Genomic DNA, 16023 nt, shown 5'->3' with positions numbered 1-16023 from the left:
ACCACTTTGGTCGTGATTGGAAAGTGTTACCTGCAGAAAACCCGTGGCACATTTAGTCTTGGAGGCAGTCGCAGTATTCACCACTGATGAGGAGCCTTCTTCCCATGCACGGACGTCTCGGCGTTGACAATGTTTCTCCCGTAATCTCCCTCGGCAAGGTCCCTGCAAAGGCCACAGTTGGTCAAATTTTCCCCGTGTCCGCCACAGTCTGGCGCGAAGGACACGATGCTGTCTCCGCCACCCTCGTGGTGCGTCGCCCCGCTGGTGCCGAGGGCGGCCGCTCCAAAATCACCATGACCGCCGTGGGTGATGACTCCCGGCATGGCTTCTTCGTCCCGGATGTGCCGGGGTTGTGGTCTTTTCGTGTCGACGCCTGGTCCGATCCCCTCGCCACCTGGTTCAATGCCATCACCAAGAAGGTCGATGCCGGGCAGGGCGCGGACATGTTGGCCAATGATCTAGAGATCGGCGCTCGTCTGTTTGAGCAAGCCCAGGAGAAGGTCTCCCGCGGAGCCATCTCTTTGGTGCAGGAGGTGGCCCGCGATTTGCGCGATGAAAACCTCCCCCTCGAAGAACGCCTCACGCTGGCGCTGTCCCCCAAGGTGCGCGAAGCCCTGGCCAAGCGACCAGTCCGCGAAATGCTCACCCGCGGCGAGGAATACCACGTGCTCGTGGAGCCACTGAGCTCTACCTTCGGCTCCTGGTACGAGTTCTTCCCGCGCTCCACGGGTGGGACAGACGTAGAAGGTAATCCGGTGCATGGCACGCTGTTGACGTCGGAAAAAGAACTGCCACGCATCGCCGCCATGGGCTTTGATACCGTCTACCTCCCTCCCATTCACCCCATCGGTGAGGTGAACCGGAAGGGTCGGAACAACACGCTGACCCCCACCAAGGAAGATGTGGGATCGCCATGGGCCATTGGCTCGAAGGACGGTGGGCACGAGGCCATCCATCCGCAGCTGGGAACCGTGGAGGATTTCGCTCACTTCGTGAGTGCCGCTGAAGAAAACGGGCTGCGCGTGGCGCTGGACTTGGCACTGCAATGCGCGCCTGATCACCCGTGGGCCAAGGCTCACCCAGAGTGGTTCAACGTGCTGCCTGATGGCACCATCGCGTATGCGGAAAACCCACCGAAGAAGTACCAGGACATCTACCCGCTGAACTTCGACAATGACCCAGAGGGCATCTACCGCGAGGTACGCGACGTGGTGCGCCTGTGGATCCAGCGCGGTGTGCGCACCTTCCGCGTGGATAATCCCCACACCAAACCCACCAATTTCTGGCATTGGCTGATCGCGGACATTCACCGCACCGACCCAGACGTGGTGTTCCTGGCAGAGGCGTTCACCCGCCCTCCTCGCCTGTACGGCCTGGCCAAGGCCGGATTCACGCAGTCCTACAGCTACTTCACGTGGAAGACCACCAAGGAAGAGCTGGAGGAGTTCGCCACCGATGTGGCCGAGGGTGCGGACGTGTTCCGCCCGAACCTCTTCGTGAACACCCCGGACATCCTGCACGAATCCCTGCAAACCGGCGGTCCAGCGATGTTCGCCATCCGCGCGGCGCTGGCAGCCACCATGTCCCCGCTGTGGGGTGTCTACTCCGGTTATGAGCTCTTCGAGCACCAGCCGGTGCACGAAGGCTCGGAAGAGTACCTGGACTCGGAGAAGTTTGAGCTGCGTCCGCGGGATTTCACCGTGGAGAACTCCCTGGCTCCGTGGCTGACCTCCCTGAACAAGTGGCGCAAGGCAAACCCAGCGCTGCAGCAGCAGCGCAACCTGCACGTGCATGAGACCACCAACGAGCACATCATCGCGTACTCCCGCATTGATGCCGTCACGGGCAATGCCGTGCTGGTGGTGGTGAACCTGGATCCGCACAACGTGCAAGAAGGCACGGTCACGCTGGATCTGGATGCGCTGGGGATCACCGCGGGCGAGCGCTTCGAGGTGCTGGATCTGCCCACCAACCAGATCTTCAGCTGGGGCGAGGAGAACTACATACGCCTGGATCCCGAGTTCCAGGTTGCGCACATCCTGCGTCTGCCGGATGTCCCGGAATCTCGCCGCGCTGCCGTGGCCTTTCGCGATGAAGAGTACGACCCGCGAGGCTAATCAATCCGGACTAGGGTGGTGAGCATGACCGAAACCCACCTGCTGGATGATTTTGACCGCGCTCGATTAGTGCAGCGCAGGCACCACGCGCCGCACGAGATTCTCGGACGGCATGGTCACGTGTTCCGCACCGTGCAGACCGGCGCGGACGAAGTATCAGTAGTGGTGGGAGGCGAGAGTTACCCCATGCAGGACGTGGGGGATGACATCTTCGAGCTGCAGCTGGAAGCCGCTGCAGGTGAGCACTTCTACCGCGTGCGCTGGGGCAATCACACTGCCGAGGTGAAGGATCCCTATTCCTACGCGCCCACCGTGGGTGAGCTGGATCTGCACCTCATGGGAGAAGGTCGCCACGAGCGGCTCTGGGAAGTGCTCGGCGCGCGCGCTCAGGATGATGGCATCGCGTTCTCCGTCTGGGCACCCCATGCCGCGGGCGTGTCCGTGATCGCGGATTTCAATGGGTGGAATGCTCGCCAGCACCCCATGCGCTCCCTCGGCGGGTCGGGTGTGTGGGAGCTCTTCGTCCCCGATCAGCGCCCGGGTGCACACTACAAGTTCGCCATCACCACCGGCGATGGCGTGCAGCTGGATAAGGCCGATCCCATGGCTCGCCTGGCGGAACCCGCACCGGCCACCGCCTCCATCGTGGTTCCCGCGGATGACTACCAGTGGAATGATGCCGAATGGCTGGCTCAGCGCGAGCTCCAGGACATCCTCCACACTCCCATGAGCGTCTACGAGGTGCACCTGGGCAGCTGGCGCAAGGGCCTGAGCTACCGCGACATGGCTGTTGAACTGGTTGAGTACGTCACCGAGCAGGGCTTCACCCACGTGGAATTGATGGCTGTCTCCGAGCACCCCTACGAACCCTCCTGGGGATACCAGGTCACCAGCTACTATGCCCCGAACCACCGCTTGGGCACCCCGGATGATTTCCGTTTTCTAATCGACGCCCTCCACGCCGCGCACATCGGCGTAATCATGGACTGGGTGCCTGGTCACTTCCCGCGGGATGCGTGGGCGCTGGCCCGCTTCGACGGAGAGGCCTGCTACGAGCACCCGGATCCGCGCCGCGGAGATCAGCCGGACTGGGGCACGCACGTCTTCGACTTCGGTCGCAATGAGGTGCGCAACTTCCTGGTGGCCAATGCCTTGTATTGGTGCCACGAATTCCACATCGATGGTCTCCGCGTGGATGCCGTGGCCTCCATGCTCTACCTGGACTACTCACGCAATGAGGGCGAATGGCTGCCAAATATCTACGGTGGCCGCGAGAACCTGGATGCCGTGGCCTTCCTACAGGAGATGAACGCCACCCTGCACCGCGATCTGCCCGGAGTGCTGACCATCGCTGAGGAATCCACCTCGTGGCCTGGCGTGACCACCCCGACCTACCAGGACGGCCTGGGCTTCAGCCTGAAGTGGAACATGGGTTGGATGCACGACACCCTGGAGTACGTCCAGCGTGATCCCGCCCATCGCAGCCATCACCACGGAGAAATCACGTTCTCCATGGTCTACGCATACTCCGAGAACTACGTGCTCCCCATCAGTCACGATGAGGTTGTCCACGGCAAGGGCAGCCTGTGGGAGCGGATGCCCGCGGGTAGCTCCTGGGACAAGGCAGCCATGCTGCGCACGCTGCTGGCCTACATGTGGACCCACCCCGGCAAGAAGCTGCTCTTCCAGGGCCAGGAATTTGGCCAGTGCCAAGAGTGGAGCGAGCAGCGCGGTGTGGACTGGGATGACCAGCAGGGATGGGAAGGCGAGCTACACCGCGGGATCAGCCAACTGACCGCGGAGCTCAACCAGATCTACACCGAACTGCCCGCCGCGGGAACCAATGACCACTCCCCCGAGGGCTTCCGTTGGATCGCTGCCGATGACGCCGAAAACAACGTCCTGTCCTACCTCCGCCGCAGTGCGGATGGCACGCAGAGGCTTGCCTGCGTGGTCAACTTCTCCGGTTCCACGGTGGATAACTACCGGATCGGCCTGCCGGAGGCCGGCACCTGGCGCCAGGTTCTCAACACCGATGCCGAGCGCTTCGAGGGCGCAGACCGCGCGCTGCAGGATCTCTCCACCGAAGCCAACGGTTCACATGGATTCGTGCAGAGCGCCCGCTTGCAGGTGCCTGCCCACAGCGCGCAGATTTTTGTTTTCGACGCCTAGATACGGATACCGAAGCCGGCCAGCCAGTTCTGCAGCATCTTGAATAGATCTGGCACTGCAATCGCACCGACCACTGGGACGTTGATGACCTGCGCTACGGGAGGCGTCGCCGGAGCGGCTGGAGCTGGGGCCTTCAGCCCACAACGGTTGGCGGCCTCATCGACACGAGCAAGAGCGGCCAGGATCTGCGGACCGCGGGGGTCAACCAGCGCTAGGGCGCGCGCCTGAGCCACCTTGTTGTTGTAATCAGCGGTGTTGGTCCAGTAATTCCGGGCCTGCTCACAGCTGATCTGACCAGCGGGAAGAGCATTGAGCGCACGGTCAATGGCATCGGCATTGGCAACTGCGGGGCTGCTGGAACACAGGACGGTGAAGAGCGCAGCGGTGACTCCAAAGCGTTTGGTTTTGGTCATGAACCAGAGATTGTCATAATGTGCAGCCCCCCGCAACTAGAACAAAGCGCTGGAGAGCTTGGTACGCGCGGCAATCACGTCTGGATCCCCTGCTTCAAACATGGCGAATACATCGAACAGACGCTTCTTGGCTTCTTCGCGGGCATCCCCACCGGAGTTCTTGATCTCCTCGATCAGTAGGTCAAAGGCCTCCGCATTGCGCCCTTCCAGCAACAGCTTGTCCGCATCGTGGGCCTGTGGATCCTGGGCTCGCTGCAACAGCAGTGCATTTGCCCGGGCGGCCTTCGCCTCGGTGTGGCCGGGTTCTGCGGCGAGAATCTCGTCGTACGCCGCGATGGCGGCGTCCAGATCACCGGATTCCAGATGCGCCTCCGCCTCCATCATGCGCGGGTCGGCCGGGGGCTCTCCCGAAGAGGGAAGCCCAGCGAGTTTGCCTTCGGTGTTGGCCAGGACGGCGTCGATCCATTGTTGAATCTGGTCTTCCGGCTGCGCGCCCTCAAATTGCGTGAGAGGACGGCCGGCAGCCAGAGCGATCACGGTGGGTACGGCCTGCACCTGCAGTGCCTGGGCGATCTCCGCGTTAGTGTCCACGTCCACGTAGCGGAAGACCCAGGTGGGCTGCTCGGGCATCTGCACCAGGCGGGAAAGTGAATTGCGCAGGGCTTCGCTGGACTCGGAGCGCGGGGTGCCGATCAGCAGTATCACGGGCACCTGGGTGGAGCGGACCACCAGATCCTGCTCGAAGGTCTCCGGGGTCACCTCGGCGGCGCGGGCCACCTCGCCGGTAGCCTCCGGAGTGCTGGGCTTGGAGAACTCGCCTAAATCGATGGCGCCGCTCACGAAGCGGGGGGATGGTTGATTCTGCGGAGTTGTCATATCGCCATCCTAACGAGGTGCGTTAGAAGAGGCGGAACTCGGAATCATCGGTGCCGCGCATGGCGGCATAGTCCAAGGTCACGCAGCGAATCCCGCGGTCCTCCGCCAGCGTGCGCGCTTGCGGCTTGATCTCCTGGGCGGCGAAGACCCCCACCACGGGAGCCAACAGCTCATCGCGGTTGAGCAGGTCCACATAGCGGGTCAACTGCTCCACACCATCGATGCCACCGCGGCGCTTGATCTCCACGGCCACGGTCATGCCATCGGAATTGCGGGAGAGCAGATCCACCGGCCCGATCGGCGTGGGGTATTCGCGGCTCACCAGGGTATAACCCTCCCCCAGCAGCTCGATCTGCTCGGCCAGCAGCTCCTGCAGGTGCGCCTCCACCCCGTCCTTGATCAAACCGGGGTCCTGCCCCAGCTCGTGGCTGGTATCGGTATGAATCGAATAGATCCGGATGCGCAACTGCTCCCCGGACTTGTTTTCCACGATCCACAGCTCTTGGACTCGCTCATCGTCCAGTTCGGGGTGCGTGGTGGCGTCGGGCGAAGAATGGGTGAGTTCCGTCAGCGAACACGGCGGGGTCATCCAGTTCAGTGGTTTGAACGCGCGGTCATCGGCGTGGATGGATACCGAACCATCTGCCTTGAGCATGATCAGGCGATCCGCCTCCGGCAGATGTGCCTCCAAACGGCCCACATAATCCACACTGCAACGAGCAATCACTAAACGCATTGCTACACCATAGCGCGAACTAAATGGGGCGCGGGCGATTGAACGCCGAATGGCTGGCGCGACGCGCAGAAGGGCCGGATTCCAACCACGCCACCAGCGCAGTATCCCCCGAACTGTTCACCGCGATCTCCCACTCCTGAGCGCGGTGGGCGATGCGCACCACGTGCGTATTCTTGTCCAGCATCCCAGCCTCACGCGGGGTAATCTCCCGGCGGCCAAGAATCTCCGTGCCCAGGCGCGTGAAGTAGAGGTTGCAGTCAGGGCGCACGCTGCGCAGCTTGTAGAACTTAGCTGCCGTGCCGCTGTAAACGAGAACCCCGTGGCGCCAATGCCTGCCGTCTTTGCTCGACGCCGGCCTGACTACCACGGGGAACCCTTTGGTGCGGAGTGTGAAAAATCGCCACATGCCCAGAGCGCACACCAATGCTGCCATCACGAAAAGTATCGCCAGAATGACATCCACAGGTGAATCCCGCCTCTCCCAAGCAGTTATAGACCAACAATCTACGCCTCGGCACGCCCATTGCAAAGCGGCAGCAAAAACCCGCCACCACGATCCCCTTTCGGGAACCACGGTGGCGGGTGCCAGTCCAGCAGTTTGAAAAAACTACTTTTCTTGAAGTCGCTTCACAGCGCGCAACTCGGATTCAGCCTGTGCCTTTTCGTGCTCATTTTCAGCACCTTGCACGCGAGATTCAGCGTCTGCGGAATCGACCTCATCGGCCCATACCGCGGAGTCAGCCAAAATGGTGACCTTGTCCGGGGCGACGGAAAGGAATCCTCCCTTTACCGACGCCACCTTCTTTTCACCCTCGCTGGTCCGAATGACCACTACGCCGTTCTCGACCAGTTGGCCGAGCAGGGGTTCGTGACCGGGAAGCACGCCGATCTCGCCTTCAGTGGTTTGCGCGGTGATGGACGTGGCGGTACCAGACCACAGCGCCCGTTCCACGGCGACCAATTGAGCGGCAATCTCAGCCATGTGACTTCCCCTTACTTCTCGTTGAGCTTCTTGTACTCAGCTTCAACGTCATCCAGACCACCGAGGCCGTTGAAGGCCTGCTCTGGGTAGTGGTCGAACTCGCCGTTGCAGATGCGCTCGAAAGCATCAACGGTGTCCTTCAGAGGCACGTAAGAGCCTGGGATACCGGTGAACTTCTCTGCGACGAAGAAGTTCTGGCCGAGGAAGCGCTCGAGACGACGTGCGCGCTGCACGGTGACCTTGTCTTCCTCAGACAGCTCATCCATACCCAGGATGGCGATGATGTCCTGCAGTTCCTTGTTCTTCTGCAGAATGTTGATCACTCGCTGAGCGATCTCGTAGTGGCGCTCGCCGACAATACCTGGCTCGAGGATACGAGAGGTAGAGGTCAGTGGGTCCACTGCGGGGTAAATACCCTTGGAAGCAATCGCACGGTTAAGCTCCGTGGTCGCATCCAGGTGGGCGAAGGTGGTGGCTGGGGCTGGGTCGGTGTAGTCATCGGCAGGCACGTAAACGGCCTGCAGAGAGGTAATCGACTTACCCTTGGTGGAGGTAATGCGCTCCTGGAGAACACCCATCTCGTCAGCCAGGGTTGGCTGGTAACCCACTGCGGAAGGCATGCGGCCCAGCAGCGTGGAAACCTCAGAGCCAGCCTGAGTGAAGCGGAAGATGTTGTCGATGAACAGCAGCACGTCCTGGCCCTGCACATCGCGGAAGTACTCCGCCATGGTCAGACCGGACAGAGCCACGCGCATACGAACCCCTGGTGGCTCATCCATCTGGCCGAAGACAAGCGCGGTATCTTGCAGCACGCCCATCTCCTCCATTTCGAGGAAGAGGTCCGTACCTTCACGGGTACGCTCGCCCACACCCGCGAACACGGAAGTTCCGGAGAACTCGCGAGCAATACGGGTGATCATTTCCTGGATCAGCACGGTCTTACCCACACCTGCACCGCCGAAGAGGCCGATCTTGCCGCCCTTGACGTATGGGGTGAGCAGGTCGATGACCTTAATACCGGTTTCCAGGATTTCGGTCTTGCCTTCGAGCTGGTCGAAGGCAGGTGGCTGGCGGTGGATGCTCCACTGCTCGCCGTCGCGTCCCAAGCCTGGCTCGTCGATGCAGTCGCCCAGTGCGTTGAACACGTGGCCCTTCACGACATCGCCCACTGGGACGGAGATTGGCTTGCCGGTGTCCTTGACATCCGCACCGCGGACGAGTCCGTCGGTAGGAGCCATGGATACGGCGCGCACGAGGTTGTCACCGAGGTGCTGAGCAACCTCGAGTGTGATGGTCTTCGCCACTGCTTCGAGAGAAATCTCGACTTCCAGGGCGTTAAACAGAGCCGGCTGCGTGCCGCGTGGGAACTCCACGTCGACAACCGGACCGATCACTCGGACGACGCGGCCCGCAGCAGTCGGTGCAGCATTGCTCTGCTCCTGAATTGCTGTAGTCATATTTAGTCACTTTCTCCGCTATCGCCGAGTGCCGAAGCACCACCGACGATCTCTGTGATTTCCTGGGTAATCTGCGCCTGACGAGCCTGGTTGGCCACGCGAGAGAGCTGTTTAACCAGATCGTTCGCGTTGTCAGTTGCTGCGCTCATTGCGGTACGGCGAGCGGCAGACTCAGAAGCTGCGGCTTCCAACATGGCTGCGAAAATGCCACGGGAAACGTACTGCGGCAACAATGCCTCCAGCAGCTTGTCTGGATCTGGCTCGAACTCGTACTCAGCGGTGATGTGATCTGCCTTGTCAGAGACCATATCGTCGCCGAGCTGGAGCTTCTCCTCCTCCACCACTGTCTGAATCGGCAGCAGGCGGTGAGCCTCTGCGCGCTGAGTCAGCATGGATTCGAACTCGGTGTACACGATGTGCACTTCATCGAAGCCCTGCACGCTTTCACCTTCGGTACCCCGGACGCCTTCGCGCCATTCGGTCGTACCTTCGGATCCGGCGAGGAAGCCGTCGATGAGGTGGTGACGCAAGTCGTGGATTGCGGCGTATTCAGGATCCTGCGAATATCCGGTCCATGCGCCACCGAGTGGCTCATCGCGGAAATTGTAGTAGCTCAGACCCTTGCCACCAGAGACGTACAAGACAACTTCTTTGCCCTGCTCGCGCAATAGCTTGCGGAGCTCAGCGGTCTTCTTGAAGACGTTGTTGTTGTAGCCACCGCACATGCCACGGTCACTCGAAATCACGAGGATAGCCGCGCGCTGAGCATTCTCCGGCTCCTGCAGAATCTTGCTCTGCATGGAACTGGCGGATGCCAACCGCTGGATCACCTGGGTGATCTCATCGGCATACGGCTGGGATTCAGACACGCGTGCCTGAGCCTTCGTGATCCTCGAGGTGGCGATCAGCTCCTGGGCTTTCGTGATCTTCTTGGTTGAGTTCACAGACTTAATGCGTGTTCTCAGTTCGCGAAGATTAGCCATGGCTATCGCCTCCCTTCTTGTCCGTTAATGGTCATTGTGGTCACAATCCCTGTCTTTTCGCTTACTTAACTTTGCGAGCGACAGAGATCTGGGACTTCTTGACCTCATCTTCACCGAGGGCATCAGCCTCAGCTTCGTTGACGATTCGCTGGCCGCCGGTGGTCTGGAAAGAACGCTTCAGATCCTGCGTAGCACTCTTCAGCTCAGACTTGGACTCATCGCTGAGTGCCTTACCGCCGTCGATCTGCTCGTACACACCGGAGTGGTTAGCGTGCAGAGTCTCCCACAGCTCAGCTTCGAAGCGACGAACGTCCTCAACGGGAACATCGTCGACCTCACCCTCGCCGGCGAGGTAGATGGAGACCATCTGATCCTCAACGGACTGTGGCTTGGTTTCGGTCTGCTTCAGCAGCTCCACCAGACGCTTGCCGCGCTCCAGCTGAGCCTTGGACGCGGAGTCCAGGTCAGAGGCGAAGGCGGCGAAGGCCTCGAGGTCACGGTAAGCAGCCAGGTCCAGACGCAGGGAACCTGCGACCTTCTTCATGCCCTTGGTCTGTGCGGCACCACCCACACGAGACACGGACACACCGACGTTAATTGCCGGACGAACGCCCTGGTTGAACAGGTCGGACTCCAGGAAGACCTGGCCGTCGGTAATGGAAATCACGTTGGTCGGGATGAAGGCAGACACATCGTTTGCCTTCGTCTCGATGATTGGCAACGCGGTCAAAGAACCGGCGCCGAGATCGTCAGAGAGCTTTGCTGCGCGCTCCAGAAGACGGGAGTGCAGGTAGAAAACATCGCCTGGGTAAGCTTCGCGTCCTGGTGGACGGCGCAGCAGCAGGGAGATGGCACGGTAAGCCTCAGCGTGCTTGGTCAGATCATCGTAGATCACCAAGACGTGCTTGCCTTCGTACATCCACTGCTGACCCAGTGCAGCACCAGCGAATGGTGCGAGCCACTTGAAGCCTGCGGAATCAGATGCAGGGGCGGCCACGATGGTGGTGTAATCCAGCGCGCCGTTTTCTTCCAGGGTCTTACGGATGGAAGCAATGGTCGAACCCTTCTGACCAATTGCAACGTAGATACAACGAACCTGCTTGGAAGGATCGCCGGTTTCCCAGTTATCGCGCTGGTTCAGGATGGTATCCAGGCAGACCGAAGTCTTTCCGGTCTTGCGGTCGCCAATGATCAGCTGACGCTGACCGCGACCAATTGGGGTCATCGCATCGATAGCCTTGATGCCGGTCTGCATTGGCTCTTCCACTGGCTGACGCTGCAGCACAGATGGAGCCTGCAGCTCCAGCACTCGGTCGGAATCGGCTTCAATAGCGCCGAGTCCATCGATTGGCTTACCCAATGGGTTGATAACGCGGCCGAGGAAGTTATCCCCAACCGGAATGGATAGAACCTCGCTGGTCCGCTTTACTTCGTCGCCCTCTTTAAGAGACTCGTAGTTACCCAAAACCACCACACCGACCTTGTCGGTATCGAGGTTCTGAGCGACACCGATGATGCCGCCTGGGAACTCGAGCAGCTCGTTGGCCATCACAGAAGGCATGCCGCTCACCTGGGCGATACCGTCTGCTGCCGTCGTAACCACGCCGACCTCCTCACGGGAGGCCTCCGGGGAGTAGCTCGAGGTGTAGTTCGCAATCGCGCTACGGATCTCGTCGGAGGAGATCGTCAGCTCCGCCATGTTGTTCCTGCTCTCGGGTTGTCTTCCAGCTTTGCTTGTAACAGTTTCGGCTCGTCTTAGACGAGTGAGCGACGCAGCTTCCGCAGCTTACCTGCGGTGCTTCCGTCGATCACTTCATCGCCGACGCGGATAACGGCACCACCGAGGAGGCTGGAGTCAACCTCGGAGTGAACCGCAATCTTGCGACCGTAAATCTTTTCCAGCTTGTCCGCCAGAAGGGACTGCTGCTCTTCACCTAGCGGTGCAGCACTGCGGACGCGAGCAATCTCGCGACCACGTAGTGCGGCAACCTCATCGCAGAGTGCATCCAAGTCTTCGACTGGACGCAGCTGCACGCGACCCACAGTCTGTAGTGCCAGGGCTTCGGTCACCGCGGTGACCTTGCCGTACAGCACCTTTGCCAGCAGATCTCGGCGCGCATCCGCAGACACGGCCCGATCAGCAAGCAATAGTTCCAGTTGTGGTTCGCGCTCAACGATACGTGTGAGTTGATAAAGCTCATCTTCCACACGATCGAGCTGACCCTGCGCTTCTGCGGAACGGAGAAGGGCGCGACGGCCCAGTTCTACCAATCCCTTGCGGAAATCGCGGGTATCAGACCAGGTCTGGGACACAGCAGCGGACACGATCTCCTCAGTGGAGTCGGATACCTTGCCGGCCAGCAGACCCTTGATCAGAGCAACACGCTGTTCCGGCTTGGCTGCGGCATCGACAAGTGCGACGCGCAAACTACGGTCGGAATCGAGAACGTCGACAACGTCGAAGAGCTCGGTTCCGGTAGTAGCTCCAATTTCCACCGTGTGGGCTGACTCCTGCAGACCCTGATCCAAGGTTGCGGTGAGTCGCTCTAGTGCCTCTCGGCTCGCTGCGTGCATAACAATCACTTCCTAGCTGAGCCGACTCGGTCGAGATCGGCGAGGAAGGAATCGATGGTGCCCGAACGCTTCACATCGTCCGAAAGCTGCTCGCCCAGAAGACGCTCAGCAAGGGAGATGGAGTTTTCGCCCATGTCCTTGCGCAGATCGGAAACGACTGCGGCGCGCTGCGCCTCCAGCTGCTTGTTTCCGGATTCCACGATTCGGTTGGACTCATCAGTGGCCTGTGCCTTCATGTCCGCGATGATGCGCTGTCCCTGAGAACGGGCATCGTCACGAATCTGAGCGGCTTCAGTACGAGCCTCAGCGAGCTGAGAGTTGTACTTTTCCAGTGCGGCCTTGGCCTCAGCCTGTGCGGCCTCAGCGCGCTGAATGCCGCCCTCGATCTGGTCTTCGCGCTGATGTAGCACTTCCTGGAATTTAGGAAGAACCAGCTTCCAGAAAACGAACAGGATGATCAAGAATGGAACGAGGGACCAGACGACGTCATAAAGAGGTGGGAGAAGCGGGTGTGGCGCAGTCTCCAGCGGCAGGTGTTCAGCTGCCAGGAAGAAAGTATTCGTCATAGCCTCTAGCTTTCGCTTGTAATTGCGGTTGAGTGTTTAGAAACGCTGCCGCGAAATTAAAGGATGAAGCCAGCGACGAAGCCGATCAAGGCCAGTGCCTCGGCGAATGCAATACCCAGGAACATGGTGGTACGCAGCTGACCGGCCATCTCTGGCTGACGAGCCATAGACTCAGCGGTCTTACCTGCAACCATGCCCACACCGATGCCAGGACCGATTGCTGCCAGACCGTAGCCGACGGCACCCAGGCCCTTGAAGGTGGTGGTGGTTTCCTGTGCGAGTAGGAGGATGTCGTTCATGTGTTTTCCAAAACCTTTCTGAAGGTCGACCAGGTCTGATAAGCCAGAGGGTCCTGGTCGCTGTAGTTATATTCTACTTAGAGACTTGTTAACCGGGGGTTTAATGCTCGTCTGCATGGAGTGACAGTTCGATGTACACGGCAGCCAGCAGGGCGAAGATGTACGCCTGCAGGAAGATAACCATGATCTCGAAGAAGGAGAATGCGATGCCGAACAGCAATGGTCCGGCAGCCAGCAAAGTCCAACCATTCATCTGCCACACGAAGAAGTTCGTTGCGGCGAACATCATGACAAGAATGAGGTGTCCAGCCAGCATGTTGGCCATCAAACGAATGGTCAACGTGACAGGACGGAGGATGAATGTTGAAACGAACTCAATTGGCACCACGAGCAAATGCAGCAGTGGTGGCAATCCTGGGATCACCAGGGAAGACTTCACGAACTTGCCCGCACCGTGCCGCTTCACACCAGCGTAAATAAACACCACATATGCAACAACGGCCAGCGTTAACGGCAGGCCGATACGTGCAGATGGGGAGATATTCAAGCCAGGAATGATGGTTGGCAGGTTAGATGCAAGGACGGTGAAGAAGATCGCGGTGATGACCGGAAGGAAACGGCGCCCTTCCTTCTTTCCCAAAATATCCTCTGCGATGTGAATTCGGACGAAGTCCAGCGCCAGTTCAGCGAAGTTCTGGACACCGCTCGGGATCAACTTCGGCTTCCGCATTGCAAAGAAGAAGAATGCTGCGAACAGCAGAATCATCAGAATGCGGATCACCATGATGCGGTCAAGAGCAAAAGCTCCGCCCGCAAAGTCGTTGAACCATAGATCGCCATTGACATGCCCCGGGAAGAATTCGTGCTCCAATGAAGGTGCGTGAAATTCGCCCTTCATGGCATAGGTTGTTACGCTCAGCGTTCTCTCCCGTGATAGAGCCGCGCGAATTAATAATTCAGGCAGTGCGATGGAGGTCTGAAGTCGAGATTCATACCGGCATTAGCGGGACTCCGTCGCTCGTCCCTTGAATTATGCCGATAGGTGCCTCTCTAGGTGGCTCATACTCCACCTTGATGGCCCTCACAAACCTTATCAGTTGCTAAGGCATTGTCGCTAAGCGACTTTCAGGCCTTCCCCCCGCAATTTTCGCGAAGGTGACAACGTTTTCTGCGAAAATACACAGAAACGCTGGGAAAACTTTTAGATATAAACGTTCTGGGCCTTCACCACGGACCAGGTTTCGGCCGCCAACAGCACTGCCAAGCTCACCAAAACCGTGACGGCAAAGGCGGTGTGGTCATAAAACGTCATGTCCTTGATCACCAGCATGATGATCAACACCACGGCGATCTTGGCCAGCCAGCTACCCAGCACGGTAGCCATCATGGTGGCCGGGGTGGTCTGAGCGGTGAGGATGGTGACCACCACGGTGATGAGCATGAATCCCCCGGCAATACCCACTCCCAGCAGTGCTCCCCACACTCCCGGGAGGTCTCGCTGCCATCCCCACAGCGCCAGAGAGATCAGGGCAATCACGGTGAGCGCTACTGCACTATTGCGCAGTGCTCGGCGCATGGGCCACGTGTGGTCATCCGCGCGGGAAACATCGTTGAGTTCGGGAAGGTTCGATTCTTCAGTAGTCACGGCAATCGAGTGTATATCCCTAGCTGGGATTATCGCGAACCTTGTGCCACCACAGCGGCACCACGGTCACGGCCACCACCACGCACAGCGCGATGCCGAAGACCAGCAGGGTTAGTCCGGGCGGGAGGAATGTGGCCCCCACTGCCCCGAAAGCCACCACGGCCACCCAGGAATACAGCACCAGTACCACGCGCTTTTGCGTATGGCCCAAGCGCAGCAGCCGGTGATGCAGGTGTTTCTTGTCCGGGGCAAAGGGTGATTTGCCATCGGCCAGGCGTCGTACCACTGCCAGCAGCAGATCCAGCAGCGGGATGGACAACGCCGCCAGCACCACGATCATCGGGGAAAGCAGAGCGAACATGTCCGCAGTTCCGTACAGGGACATGTTGATGCGGCCTGAAGCGGAGACACACGCCGCGGAAAGCAACAGCCCGATCAGCATGGAACCGGAGTCCCCCATGAAGATCCTGGCCGGGGAAAAATTGTGGGGCAGGAAACCCACGCACACCCCCAGCAACACAGCGGAGATAATCGCCGGCGGGTACGCGGAGACGGTTCCGCCCTGGTCATGAAGAATGGTGAGGGAATACATCAGGATGGTTCCAGCGGCGATTGCCCCGAGCCCCGCTGCCAGTCCGTCCAGGCCATCCACGAAATTCATGGCGTTGACAATGGTCACGGTAAGCAATGCAGTCAAGATGGTGGACTGGACTTGATCCAGAATGAGCGTGGTGCCCCCGCCGATCGGCAAGCTCACCAAATACCAGGACAAGCCCATGAGGCTCATCACCACTGCCCCGCCCAGCTGACCGCCGAGTTTGAGCACCCAGGAGATGTCATAGAGATCATCAATCACACCCACCACCACGATGATGAATGCGGCGGCTATTACCGCAGCCATATCCGGGGTGATGGGTGGGAACCCACGGGTCAGCGCTGGCAATTGGCTGGCGGTGATTATGGCCAGGATCATGCCCGTGAACATCGCCACCCCGCCGAGCCGCGGGGTGGGAACTTTGTGCACATCGCGATCACGCGGGACGTTGACCTGCCCGAAGCGCATCATGATGCTGCGCACGATACCCGTGGCCAAGTATGTGGACGCGCAACCCACGAACAGCACCAGGGCTAGTTCGCGCAGCGGCACACCGGCACCAGCGCCGGATTGAGCCAGGACGAGCACGTCTGAGTAATTAGCCACGA

Annotated in this window: 16 protein-coding genes; 2 read left to right on the top strand and 14 right to left on the bottom strand. The window is 59.8% G+C overall.

The genetic code is table 11. From position 1 onward, the window contains the following. Positions 1–104: 104 nt before the first annotated feature. Complete coding sequence (locus IRY30_RS04290) at positions 105–2117, top strand: alpha-1,4-glucan--maltose-1-phosphate maltosyltransferase (RefSeq protein WP_194556121.1); 2013 nt, start codon at positions 105–107, stop codon at positions 2115–2117. A gap of 24 nt (positions 2118–2141) precedes the next feature. Then, complete coding sequence (gene glgB, locus IRY30_RS04285) at positions 2142–4289, top strand: 1,4-alpha-glucan branching protein GlgB (RefSeq protein ID WP_194556120.1); 2148 nt, start codon at positions 2142–2144, stop codon at positions 4287–4289. Here glgB and IRY30_RS04280 read toward each other — a convergent pair. The 14 genes from IRY30_RS04280 to IRY30_RS04215 form a co-directional block, all read right to left on the bottom strand. Next, positions 4286–4702, bottom strand: a complete 417-nt coding sequence (locus IRY30_RS04280; RefSeq protein ID WP_194556119.1) for a hypothetical protein — start codon at positions 4700–4702, stop codon at positions 4286–4288. The two genes, glgB and IRY30_RS04280, sit on opposite strands and share 4 nt — an antisense overlap. Before the next feature lie 36 nt (positions 4703–4738). Beyond that, on the bottom strand, positions 4739–5578 hold the full coding sequence (locus IRY30_RS04275; RefSeq protein ID WP_194556118.1) for a tetratricopeptide repeat protein: 840 nt from the start codon (positions 5576–5578) through the stop codon (positions 4739–4741). A gap of 22 nt (positions 5579–5600) precedes the next feature. Beyond that, entirely contained in the window at positions 5601–6314 is a 714-nt protein-coding gene (nucS, locus tag IRY30_RS04270; protein ID WP_194556117.1) for an endonuclease NucS, read from the bottom strand. A 19-nt stretch (positions 6315–6333) separates the two neighbouring features. Beyond that, positions 6334–6747, bottom strand: a complete 414-nt coding sequence (locus IRY30_RS04265) for a DUF2550 domain-containing protein (protein WP_194556560.1) — start codon at positions 6745–6747, stop codon at positions 6334–6336. 174 nt (positions 6748–6921) lie between these two features. Next, positions 6922–7296, bottom strand: a complete 375-nt coding sequence (locus IRY30_RS04260) for a F0F1 ATP synthase subunit epsilon (protein ID WP_194556116.1) — start codon at positions 7294–7296, stop codon at positions 6922–6924. 11 nt (positions 7297–7307) lie between these two features. Next, the gene (gene atpD, locus IRY30_RS04255; protein ID WP_194556115.1) at positions 7308–8753 is read right to left on the bottom strand and encodes a F0F1 ATP synthase subunit beta; all 1446 of its coding nucleotides are present in this window, start codon (positions 8751–8753) and stop codon (positions 7308–7310) included. Between the two features lie 2 nt (positions 8754–8755). Then, the gene (locus IRY30_RS04250; protein WP_194556114.1) at positions 8756–9736 is read right to left on the bottom strand and encodes a F0F1 ATP synthase subunit gamma; all 981 of its coding nucleotides are present in this window, start codon (positions 9734–9736) and stop codon (positions 8756–8758) included. Positions 9737–9797: 61 nt separating this feature from the next. Beyond that, complete coding sequence (gene atpA / locus IRY30_RS04245) at positions 9798–11435, bottom strand: F0F1 ATP synthase subunit alpha (protein ID WP_194556113.1); 1638 nt, start codon at positions 11433–11435, stop codon at positions 9798–9800. Positions 11436–11491: 56 nt separating this feature from the next. Further along, complete coding sequence (locus tag IRY30_RS04240) at positions 11492–12310, bottom strand: F0F1 ATP synthase subunit delta (RefSeq protein WP_194556112.1); 819 nt, start codon at positions 12308–12310, stop codon at positions 11492–11494. A 5-nt stretch (positions 12311–12315) separates the two neighbouring features. Next, the gene (locus IRY30_RS04235) at positions 12316–12876 is read right to left on the bottom strand and encodes a F0F1 ATP synthase subunit B (protein WP_194556111.1); all 561 of its coding nucleotides are present in this window, start codon (positions 12874–12876) and stop codon (positions 12316–12318) included. Between the two features lie 56 nt (positions 12877–12932). Beyond that, positions 12933–13175 (bottom strand): ATP synthase F0 subunit C, encoded by a 243-nt coding sequence (locus tag IRY30_RS04230; RefSeq protein ID WP_194556110.1) that lies wholly within the window; start codon positions 13173–13175, stop codon positions 12933–12935. A gap of 100 nt (positions 13176–13275) precedes the next feature. After that, entirely contained in the window at positions 13276–14073 is a 798-nt protein-coding gene (gene atpB, locus IRY30_RS04225) for a F0F1 ATP synthase subunit A (RefSeq protein ID WP_194556109.1), read from the bottom strand. 303 nt (positions 14074–14376) lie between these two features. Continuing rightward, positions 14377–14820 (bottom strand): hypothetical protein, encoded by a 444-nt coding sequence (locus tag IRY30_RS04220; RefSeq protein ID WP_288813608.1) that lies wholly within the window; start codon positions 14818–14820, stop codon positions 14377–14379. A 19-nt stretch (positions 14821–14839) separates the two neighbouring features. Further along, positions 14840–16003 carry an MraY family glycosyltransferase gene (locus IRY30_RS04215; RefSeq protein WP_194556558.1) on the bottom strand — a complete coding sequence of 388 codons (1164 nt, stop codon included), beginning with the start codon at positions 16001–16003 and terminating at the stop codon, positions 14840–14842. Positions 16004–16023: the final 20 nt, after the last annotated feature.

Source organism: Corynebacterium suicordis DSM 45110, from assembly GCF_015351405.1.
Classification (GTDB): Bacteria; Actinomycetota; Actinomycetes; order Mycobacteriales; family Mycobacteriaceae; genus Corynebacterium; species Corynebacterium suicordis.
This window is presented reverse-complemented; position numbering and strand designations above follow the sequence as displayed.

Bases quoted from the DNA above. Each gene is read 5' to 3' on its own strand.
- IRY30_RS04250 (WP_194556114.1), bottom strand. From the start codon at position 9,736: ATGGCTAATCTTCGCGAACTGAGAACACGCATTAAGTCTGTGAACTCA.
- atpD (WP_194556115.1), bottom strand. From the start codon at position 8,753: ATGACTACAGCAATTCAGGAGCAGAGCAATGCTGCACCGACTGCTGCG.
- IRY30_RS04230 (WP_194556110.1), bottom strand. From the start codon at position 13,175: ATGAACGACATCCTCCTACTCGCACAGGAAACCACCACCACCTTCAAG.
- IRY30_RS04240 (WP_194556112.1), bottom strand. From the start codon at position 12,310: ATGCACGCAGCGAGCCGAGAGGCACTAGAGCGACTCACCGCAACCTTG.
- IRY30_RS04260 (WP_194556116.1), bottom strand. From the start codon at position 7,296: ATGGCTGAGATTGCCGCTCAATTGGTCGCCGTGGAACGGGCGCTGTGG.
- glgB (WP_194556120.1), top strand. From the start codon at position 2,142: ATGACCGAAACCCACCTGCTGGATGATTTTGACCGCGCTCGATTAGTG.
- atpA (WP_194556113.1), bottom strand. From the start codon at position 11,435: ATGGCGGAGCTGACGATCTCCTCCGACGAGATCCGTAGCGCGATTGCG.
- nucS (WP_194556117.1), bottom strand. From the start codon at position 6,314: ATGCGTTTAGTGATTGCTCGTTGCAGTGTGGATTATGTGGGCCGTTTG.
- IRY30_RS04265 (WP_194556560.1), bottom strand. From the start codon at position 6,747: ATGGCAGCATTGGTGTGCGCTCTGGGCATGTGGCGATTTTTCACACTC.
- IRY30_RS04290 (WP_194556121.1), top strand. From the start codon at position 105: ATGCACGGACGTCTCGGCGTTGACAATGTTTCTCCCGTAATCTCCCTC.
- IRY30_RS04275 (WP_194556118.1), bottom strand. From the start codon at position 5,578: ATGACAACTCCGCAGAATCAACCATCCCCCCGCTTCGTGAGCGGCGCC.
- IRY30_RS04235 (WP_194556111.1), bottom strand. From the start codon at position 12,876: ATGACGAATACTTTCTTCCTGGCAGCTGAACACCTGCCGCTGGAGACT.
- IRY30_RS04280 (WP_194556119.1), bottom strand. From the start codon at position 4,702: ATGACCAAAACCAAACGCTTTGGAGTCACCGCTGCGCTCTTCACCGTC.
- atpB (WP_194556109.1), bottom strand. From the start codon at position 14,073: ATGAAGGGCGAATTTCACGCACCTTCATTGGAGCACGAATTCTTCCCG.